Source organism: uncultured Roseovarius sp., assembly GCF_947259555.1.
GTDB lineage: Bacteria > Pseudomonadota > Alphaproteobacteria > Rhodobacterales > Rhodobacteraceae > Roseovarius.
This window is the reverse complement of the sequence record NZ_CAMYMD010000065.1, coordinates 1-7778: the sequence shown is the minus strand read 5'-3', so window position 1 is coordinate 7778 and position 7778 is coordinate 1. Positions and strand designations below refer to the sequence as shown.

The 7778-nt window shown below is 64.3% G+C and carries 8 protein-coding genes; 6 read left to right on the top strand and 2 right to left on the bottom strand.

The window, feature by feature from the left end:
• The 3 genes from Q0X85_RS10785 to Q0X85_RS10775 all read left to right on the top strand — a co-directional run.
• The coding region (locus Q0X85_RS10785; protein ID WP_297771952.1) for an SGNH hydrolase domain-containing protein at positions 1 to 218 on the top strand (218 nt) is incomplete at its 5' end.
• Positions 215 to 1792, top strand: a complete 1578-nt coding sequence (locus tag Q0X85_RS10780) for a GMC family oxidoreductase (RefSeq protein WP_297771951.1) — start codon at positions 215 to 217, stop codon at positions 1790 to 1792. The genes Q0X85_RS10785 and Q0X85_RS10780, both read left to right, overlap by 4 nt.
• Positions 1789 to 2556, top strand: coding sequence for an SDR family oxidoreductase (locus Q0X85_RS10775; protein WP_297771950.1), 768 nt, complete (start codon positions 1789 to 1791; stop codon positions 2554 to 2556). The genes Q0X85_RS10780 and Q0X85_RS10775 overlap by 4 nt, the downstream gene beginning before the upstream one ends.
• On the opposite strand, the gene Q0X85_RS10770 is transcribed toward Q0X85_RS10775, so the two are convergent.
• Positions 2540 to 5380: a calcium-binding protein gene (locus tag Q0X85_RS10770; protein ID WP_297771949.1), complete on the bottom strand. Its 2841-nt coding sequence runs from the start codon at positions 5378 to 5380 to the stop codon at positions 2540 to 2542. The genes Q0X85_RS10775 and Q0X85_RS10770 overlap by 17 nt on opposite strands.
• Positions 5381 to 5550: 170 nt before the next feature.
• Here Q0X85_RS10770 and Q0X85_RS10765 point away from each other — a divergent pair, with 170 nt between their 5' ends.
• Entirely contained in the window at positions 5551 to 6057 is a 507-nt protein-coding gene (locus tag Q0X85_RS10765; RefSeq protein WP_297771948.1) for a L,D-transpeptidase family protein, read from the top strand.
• On the opposite strand, the gene Q0X85_RS10760 is transcribed toward Q0X85_RS10765, so the two are convergent.
• Positions 6048 to 6701 (bottom strand): YggS family pyridoxal phosphate-dependent enzyme, encoded by a 654-nt coding sequence (locus tag Q0X85_RS10760; RefSeq protein WP_297771947.1) that lies wholly within the window; start codon positions 6699 to 6701, stop codon positions 6048 to 6050. The genes Q0X85_RS10765 and Q0X85_RS10760 overlap by 10 nt on opposite strands.
• Before the next feature lie 113 nt (positions 6702 to 6814).
• On the opposite strand from Q0X85_RS10760, the gene Q0X85_RS10755 reads away from it, so the two are divergent.
• On the top strand, positions 6815 to 7318 hold the full coding sequence (locus tag Q0X85_RS10755; RefSeq protein WP_297771946.1) for a DUF3576 domain-containing protein: 504 nt from the start codon (positions 6815 to 6817) through the stop codon (positions 7316 to 7318).
• Between the two features lie 35 nt (positions 7319 to 7353).
• Positions 7354 to 7575 (top strand): MerR family transcriptional regulator, encoded by a 222-nt coding sequence (locus tag Q0X85_RS10750; protein WP_297771944.1) that lies wholly within the window; start codon positions 7354 to 7356, stop codon positions 7573 to 7575.
• Positions 7576 to 7778: the final 203 nt, after the last annotated feature.

Genomic DNA, 7778 nt, shown 5'->3' with positions numbered 1-7778 from the left:
CGGAGGCGCGCGCGGCGCGGGCCGAGGCGCCGCTCCGGGCGCTCGATGCCGCCGGGGTGGTCAAGGTGCTCGACCCCTGGCCGAGGCTATGTGATGATGCCGCCTGTTCCGTCATGCAGGGCGGTGAGGCGCTCTATTTCGACAACAACCACCTGACCAATCGCGGGGCGATCGCGCTGAGCGATCTGTTCGCGCCGGTGTTCGAGAGGGTCGAATGAGCAGCGATATCCGCGACACCCTGTGGGATGTGATCGTGATCGGCGCGGGTATGGGCGGCGGGATCATCGGGCGCAGGCTGGCCGAACGCGGCCTCAAGGTGCTGTTCGTCGAGAAGGGGCCGCAGGGGTATCGCGCCGAGCGGCAGGGGCTGAACCCCGAGATGGGCGACCCGGTGGCGCGGCAGGTGCGGGGCTATTGGCCGGGGCCGGTCCGGGCGCGGATTGACGGGCGTGCATCGGAGTTCTTTGGCCCCATCGGCGCGGGGGTGGGCGGATCGTCGGTGTTCTACGCCGCCACGCTGGAGCGGCCCGAGCGGCACGATCTGGAGCCTGTCGAGGGCCGCCCGCACCCCACCGGCGGCTGGCCGGTGGGCTATGACGCGATGCGCGGCTGGTATGCCGAGGCGGAGAACCTTCTGCATGTCTGCGGCGAGGTCGATCCGCTCTCGCCCGAGCCTGCCGATCCGCTGGCAGCACCGCCGCCTTTGTCCGGCGTGGACCGGGCCTTGATGCACTCCCTGCGCGGGGCAGGGCTGCATCCCTACCGGCTGCATTCCGCGATCCGGTATCTGGAGGGGTGCGAGGGCTGTCTGGGGCGCAAATGCCCCCGCGCCTGCAAGATGGACGGTCGCTCTGCCGGGGTGGAACCGGCGCTGGCCACCGGGCGCGCGGCGCTGCTGGAGGACTGCGAGGTGCGCAGGCTGTGCGGCACGGCGGATAACGTCAGCCATATCAAGGTCGTGCGGGGCGGCGAGGCGTTCGACCTGCGCGCGCGGCACTTCGTGCTGGCAGGCGGCGCGCTCGGCTCGCCGCGCCTGTTGCTGGCCTCGGCCTGCGAGGCGTGGCCCGAGGGCTGCGCCAATGGCAGCGGGCTGGTCGGGCGCAATCTGATGTTTCATCTCAACGAGATTTTCGCGCTCTGGCCGCCACGCGGCACACCGCAGGATGGCCCTGGCAAGGCGATCAGCTTGCGCGATTTCTATCACTGGCAGGGGCAACGCTTTGGCACCGTGCAGGCGATGGGGATCGCCGCGGGTTATGGCGAGATCGTGCATGCGCTCAACGGCATGTTCGACCGCTCGGCGCTGCGCAATCTGCGCGCGCTGCGGCATCTGACGCGCCTGCCTGCGGCGGTGGCGGCGCGGCTCTTGGGGCGGGCGCAGGTCTTTGTCGGGCTGATGGAGGACCTCGGCTATCCTGAGAACCGGGTGACATGGGACGCGCGCGCGCCCGAGGCGATTGATATCGACTATACGCTCAACCCAGAGCTTTTGGCCCGCCGCCGCGCCTTGCGCCGGGCGATCAGGGCGGGGCTGCGCGGGCATCGCACGTTCTTCCTGACCCGTGTGCCGGAGTTGAATTTCGGCCATCCCTGCGGCACGCTGCGGATGGGCTGCGATCCGGCCACAAGCGTTCTGGATGCCGAGTGCCGGGCGCATGGCATTGGCAACCTCTATGTGGCGGATGCGTCGTTCATGCCCTCCTCGATGGGGGTGAACCCGAGCCTGACCATCGCCGCCAACGCGTTGCGGGTGGCCGAGGTGATGGTGCGGTGCAGGGAGGGGCAGGCATGACTTTGAAAGACGGCATCGCGGTGGTGACAGGCGCAGGCGGCGGCCTTGGCCGGGCGCTGGCGCTGGAACTGGCGACGCGGGGCATGCGCGTGGCGGCCCTGGGGCGCAGCGCGCAAGGCGTGGAGGAGACCGCCGCGATAGGGCCTGACGGGCAGATCTTGCCGGTGGTGGCGGATGTGTCGGATGCAAAGGCCGTGCGCGCGGGCTTTGCGCAGGTGGCAGAGGTCGGGCCGGTCACGGTGCTGATCAACAACGCCGCCGTCTATCCGCGCCGCGATTTCCTTGATGAGAGCGGCGAGAGTTTTGCCGAGACCGTGGCGATCAATCTCGGCGGCATGGCCAATTGCACGCGCGCCGCACTTGACGGGATGGTCGAGGCCGGGCGGGGCCGGATCGTCAATGTCTCGACCTTTGCCGACATCGCGCCGCTGCCCGCCTCTTCGGCCTATGCGGTATCCAAGGGGGCGGGGCGCATTTTCAGCCGCGCACTGGTCGCCGATCTGGCGGACCGTTTCCCGGGGATTGTCATCACCGACTGGATGCCGGGGATGCTGGCCACGCGGATGGGCGTCGCGCAGGGGCTCGACCCGGGCCAGGCGGCGCAATGGGGGGCGGCGCTTGCGCTGTGGGACGATCCGGCCCTCAACGGGGCGGTGTTCGAGATGGATCGCGAGATCCTGCCGCCACGTGGTTTGAAAGGCCGAATCAAGGACAGTTTGCTCATGCGCCGCCGCGCGGCGCGCATCATCAAAGTAGCTCGTTGAGATCTATCGTCTCTCCGGGTGTGTCTGTGAATGTCAAGACCTCGACAGCCACAAGAATTACCGGGCCGCTTGGGCCCTCAAGCATCACGCGACCGTTCTCGCGCTCAATGCGGTAAGCGTTGCGTGCACCGGGCAGGACCGCCGTATCGCGGCCTGCGCCACCGTGGAGCCGGTCATGCCCGCCTGATCCGATCAGTGTGTCATCGCCACCACCGCCCAATAGGATGTCGGCCTTGTCGGTGCCCTCCAGAGTGGTGGCGGTGTCACCAGCTTGCAGTGTCTTGCCTTGCAGAAAGGCGCCGGGTGCGCGGGTGTCGGCCCAGTCAGGTGGCGTGGCGTTGGCCTGCATCAGGGCGTCCCATCGTGGTGTTGTGTCGTTGAGGTGCCGCAGCGCCCCCCAACTCCCCCATTTAGAGGGGGCCGCGACATCGACAAAGGCATTGAAGAGCGTGCCGCCCGCCTCCTGCCAACCTGTCAGCAACTCCTTATAGAGTGCGCCCATCTGGGGGCTGTAGTTGAACGCCACAAAGAAATCTGTCAGCGCCTCGTTCTCGACAACAGGTCCGTGACCAACGACATGCGTGCCGCCCTCGTACATGATAAGTTGCATATCGTGTTTGGCGGCGATCTTTGCATGATAGGGCAGGGTTTCTTGCAGCAATTCGCGTAGCGATCCCTGCCGCAATGCCTCTGCCGCAAGATCATAAGCCAGATCGTATCCATGCGTGGCGACGTGGGGCTCTTGCTCGGCACCGGTCTCGGACGCCTTGGCCCGTGCGACGGCGCGGCTTGCGGTGATCCAGCCCAGCACCGTCTCGGCCATGTCCTCGCTGCCCAACTCGTGACCGAAATAGCCGGTCACGCCGTAGCGATCGAACCGCGTGACGGGTGGTTGCTGCAACTGCCCCTGCTCGATGGCCAATGGTGCCATCAAGAGCGGCTCTTCCAGCCCGGGCCAGCCGGTATGGGTGCCAACGACCACGCTAAGCCGGTCCTGAGACGCGTCAAAGACCTCGTGCCAGATATCCGCCATCTGTGCAGCCCGCAGCCCTGCAAACTGCATCCATGCATCGTCACCCGCAGCATCGCCCCAGAGCGCCTCTGCCTGATTTCGGGCCCAGACGGTTTGGGGAAAAATGAAATTCCAGATTTCGTTGGAATACTCGACATGGGCGCGCAGTCTAGGATCAAGGTGATCGCGCACGTATACTGCAAAGTTGCGCATGTAGGCGTCATCCGCCGCGTGGGGCATATTCATCCAAGGGTCGGCGCCGATCCTGTTGGACAGGGCAATCATCACCTCTACCGGCACGCCGCGCCAGACATAGGTCGCATCGTCAGGCACGGGCCGAGCCTCCCACGTCGTTTGGGGGGAGCCATTGGTGAACATCCAGTCCATGAAGCGGATCACCCGCATGTCGGCGACCTTTTCGGTCCAGAGCGGATTGAAGATCACGCCCAACTCATGCAAGGCAAGCTGGTCCTCGCGCACGATGACGATGTCGCGTAGCGGATCGTCGGGGCCGGTTTCCAAAAGGCGGAGGGCCACGGGCCCGTCACCGGGCGAGACGCTAAAGCGAATCTCGCGGGTGTCGTAATTGTATCGGACGTTGTCGGCCCGACCTACCACCCGAAGCACGCCCTCGCCGCTGTAGCGCAAGAGGTATCGCCCGGTCAGATGTGTGGCCTCTTCGGGTTGGTCGGTCAGAATGAACGCTTCGAGCGCCTTGGCATCCTCGGGCAATGCGACGGGCCAGCCTGTGTCGTTCAGGTAGCCCCCCTCGCGCAGCGCCTCCGTCGAGAAGGCCCCCCATTCCGCAGATGTATGGCCGATCCAAGGGCGGGCTGTCTTCATCACGTCGATGAAAGGATGCTGGCTCGACCAGTCTGAAATGCCGTTGAGGCCGATACCAAGGCTCGGATCTGCAAGTCCCGCGCCTGTGATCGGCGTTTCGGCCCGTGCCTGGTCGCGCAGACCAATGGCCTGCGCGACCTCTTCGACAAGGCGCGGATAGTTGTCTCGCACCATCGGATGCAGGTTTTCAGGGAGGTCGAAGTCAGTTGGTGCCGGGTTTTGGTACAGCGCCGTGTAGCTTGCGAGCGCGGCCAGAAAATAGAGGTTTGCCGTGCCATGCGGTGCGTTGTCGGTGTAGAGCGCTTCGACCGGGAGCTCATCCAAGATCCCCGTTTGAAGCCCAGACAAGACAGACGAGACCGGCAAGAGCGAGATATCCACGTCAGGCCGGGCCTCCTGCAAATCCGAAACGAAGCTACGAAACCAATCGTGATAATCGCTCAAAGCGTAGCCATGCCAACGCCGCAGGTTGCGGTTTGAGGGCGGAAAGCGGCGACCAAACCCTGCCATGTCGGGCCAGCCTTCATAGATCATCACGCGGGCATCTGGCCACTTTTGTGTCGCCTGATCGACCACGTCGAGCGTGGCCGAGAGCGGGCTTGCATCGTTGGGGTTCTCGCCCTCGAATGCCGCATCGGGGGGCTGGTACTGAATGAAATTCGCGGGTGTGATTACCACCGTATCCGCTGCCCCGCGAAGGGCGCGCACCCCGTCGAACGACCAGTTCGGTACAATCCCCTGACCAGCGAAATCACGTAAAAAGCCCCATTGCCCAGAGAGCGCCATATCGCGACCGTCGGCTTGTGCCAGTCTCGCCATCCACCATGGCACGTTGGTGGCGGGATCGTCACTCAGATGATGCACGAGGCTGTTGCCGAAGACATATGCGCGCAACGCATCCCGCTCTGCGAGTGCAGGGCCTGTTCCTACAATCAAACATGCCCCGATGATCGCGATCAATTTATGCACGGTTCTTGCCCCCTGTCCTGATCTGCGGTTCAATATATACATGGCCATGGCGGCTGACCACAGGCGGCATTCTGCGATTGCGGCTGGATGGGCGGGGTGTTTTGCCAAGAAAAACGCGGGGTGCGCGAATCATCCTTTGCCTAAGCGCTCGGATCGGGCAGAAAAACAGCATGACACCTGATGATCTGGTCCTCACCCCCGTTGGACTGCGGTTCCGTGGGCAGCGATATCCCTGCACGGTCGGGCGTGGCGGCCTGTCTGACAGAAAGCGCGAGGGTGACGGCGCGACCCCAGTCGGCGCACATCGAATTGTGGGCTTGCTGTACAGGCCGGACCGCATGGCGCGGCCGGCCGATTGGGCGGTGCCGATCCGGCCGGGAGATCTGTGGTCAGATGACCCGTGCGACGAGGATTACAATCTCATGGTGCGCGCGCCCTATCCACATAGCCACGAGATGCTGCGCCGGCCGGACCCACTCTATGATTTGATTCTGATTACCGATTGGAACTGGCCCCATGCGGTGCGCGAGCGCGGGTCGTGCATTTTTATTCACCGTTGGCGGCGACCAGGATTTCCAACGGCGGGCTGCGTCGGGCTGCGCCCTGATCATCTTCGATCAATCGCGCGCCGGATCACCTTTGGCGCGCGATTGATTGTAAGGCGCGGTCAGCCGTAGTCGCGTTCTCCGAAAATGGCCGATCCGACCCGCACATGCGTCGCCCCGAGTGCGATGGCGCGCTCGAAATCGCCGCTCATGCCCATCGACAGACCGTCAAGACCGTTGCGTGCCGCGAGTTTTGCCAAAAGTGCGAAATGCAGGCTTGGCTCTTCCTCGACCGGGGGGATGCACATCAAGCCCTGCAGGGGTAGGTCCAGCGCACGGCACTCGGCGACGAAATCATCCGTATCCGAGGGCATGATTCCGGCTTTTTGCGGCTCTTCACCGGTATTGACCTGAATGAAGAGGTCAGGACATGCGCCGATGTCCTGTGCCAAGCGGGCAAGCGTGGTGGCAAGCTTGGGGCGATCCACTGAATGGATCGCCTGAAAAAGCTCCATCGCCTGCCTTGCCTTGTTGGTCTGCAGCGGACCGATCAGGTGAAGGATGATCCCGTCGTAGGAGTCCCGAAATCCCGGCCATTTTCCCACCGCCTCCTGAACACGGTTCTCGCCAAAGCTGCGATGCCCCTCTCGCAGAACCGCCTCGACCCGCTCGTTTGGCTGTACCTTTGAGACGGCGATCAATTCAACGCTGTCAGGCGCGCGCCCGGCGTCATCTGCGGCCTTGCGCACACGCGCGTCGATCTCGCTCAAACCCATGATAACCCTCTTTCATTGTATTTCATCCTGAATGCCACAGCGCAGCGACCCGGCACAAGTGCGCTGCCGTCCGTCAAACGGCTTGCTCCTCCGTCCTGCGTTGGATAGTAGGGATGGAAACAATCCCGGACGGTGCCATGACCCAATCCCGTTTCAAGATCGCTGGCCTGACCGCGGCCTCTCTGGTGTTTCTCAGCGCCTGTAGCGGGTTGCAGGATGCCAAGCTTGACCCTGAGGCGATGCGCGTGAAAGGCGGTCGCGAGAGAGAGGCGGCTGCCTCCGATGGTTCGTTGCTGGATGCGTTTCGCGGGGCGAAGGATACTGTCAAGGTCAACCGTTTCCTCTGGACCGCATCGCTTCAGGTCCTCGACTTCTTGCCGGTCGAGGCCGCCGATCCATTCACTGGCGTGATTTCTACCGGATATGGCCGTCCGCCGGGTGGTGGGCAGGCGTATCGCGCGACGATCCTGATCAGCGATCCCGCGCTTGATGCGCGGGCGCTCAACGTGGCGCTGCAATCGCAGCGCGGTCCGGTTGATGCCGCGACCGAACGCGCGGTCGAGGATGCGATCCTCAACCGTGCCCGTCAGTTGCGCATTCAGGCCGCCCGGTTCTGATCCCCAAGGGCGGCACCACGCCGCTCTTGCAACGATTGCCGGACGATCTGCACCGAGGAGTTTACGAAGTGCGCGGGCTGCTTGACGCGCCGTTGCGCAGTGCGGGCAATCAGCGGCGCTATGGGCAGGCGGAGTGGGAGCGGCTACGCTTCATCCGCCATGCCAGCGATATCGGTGTCTCGCCCGGCGCGATCGCGGGGGTGATCGAATTGCAGGACTACCCCGACCGGTCCTGGGATTTGGAGCGGCTTTCGTAAAGCGTTGGTTTGAAAGATGTGTCGCGATTGGCCTTGAGCGGACATTGGGGGGTCAGAAACAAGCCGCGCGGTGCCCGACCGCCGGGTGGGCGCAGCAACCTCTGTGGATCGCACTTTATGCCAGCCAAACACTCCCGCGTTTTCAATGGCTTGAAACGTTGCAAAAGCGCCCGCCCGAGGGGGCGGTCGGGCGCTGCGCGGCG